This window comes from Campylobacter sp. BCW_6877 (assembly GCF_001762445.1).
In the GTDB taxonomy this organism is placed as follows: domain Bacteria; phylum Campylobacterota; class Campylobacteria; order Campylobacterales; family Campylobacteraceae; genus Campylobacter_D; species Campylobacter_D jejuni.
In genome coordinates this window covers 1-1,082 of record NZ_MJWW01000046.1, presented here as the reverse complement: position 1 = coordinate 1,082, position 1,082 = coordinate 1, and the positions used below count along the sequence as shown (strand labels likewise).

Here is a 1,082-nt window from a genome sequence, read left to right as displayed (position 1 = left end):
TATACCGAAGAATATTCCAAAGCCCTTTTTGAAGCCGATCGCATATTAAGAAACTCCCCCTACAAAGACTATAAACCCCAATACCTAGATCCTAACTTTTATACAGGACAAAGTTCTACTTTACTTGAATTTAAAGATTGGCAAAGTATATATTTAAAAGATCCTATCAAAGGAGCTATAGCTCCTTGGACTAAAGCAGAAAAAGCTTATTATAAATCTTTAAAAACTAAAAGAGAAAGATATAAATATCTAATTATAAGAAGTGGTATAAGAAGCACTGTTATAGATATACCCTATGATGCTTATGCTAATGTAGATGAAAAAGGATATTTAATCAATGAAGAATACGCCTATATTTATGATGAAGTTAACAATAATAAAGAAACCTTAAAATCTTCTCTTTTTAGACAAGAATGGGGTATAGCAGCAGGAATACTAGGAAAACCTGAATATTTTGTGCGTTCTAAAAATCATGGCTTTAATGCCAGAATGATACAATGTTTTATTTTATATATTCAACTCACAGGTGGAGGATATGAAGAATTAGGTATAAAAAGAGGAATTTATAATTATGCTGATAATCTTTTAGAAATAGGTATAGGTATGGCAGGGATACATAAAAATCCTTTAAGGGCCAAATTAGTAAAAGATTTAGCTAAAACTATACAGCCTGATGAATTTGGTATGCTTCCTTTTATAGATGAGATTATGGGAGTAGATTGGGTGATTGATTTAAATAAATATGATTTTGCCTATGATGAAGAAGGCAGGATCATTTGGGCTTTATATGATGATATTGAAAAAGGCAAATTAAAAGATCCAAGAGATATAGATTCTACTCCTGAAAGTAGAAATAAATTTGATGATGCTATGGATGGATATAGAAATGGGATGAAAACTAACTTTGATGTAGATACTCCAAATGATTGGAGTGAACAACAAGCTACTTTATTCAAAGATACCCTAGTATTAAGCGCCAAACTAGCAGCCCTCACTCCTCCTCAAGGCTATCCTAATGCCCCTTATTATTTTACACCTGAAAGATTAGAATGGATTTATAAAAGAGGATATTTAGACAAACT

1 protein-coding gene is annotated in these 1,082 nt (G+C 31.3%); it reads left to right on the top strand.

What is annotated here, in order from left to right; all coding sequences use genetic code 11:
* Nucleotides 1-1,082: hypothetical protein (locus AJ936_RS06750; protein WP_070274232.1), on the top strand; the 1,082-nt coding region annotated here is incomplete at both ends.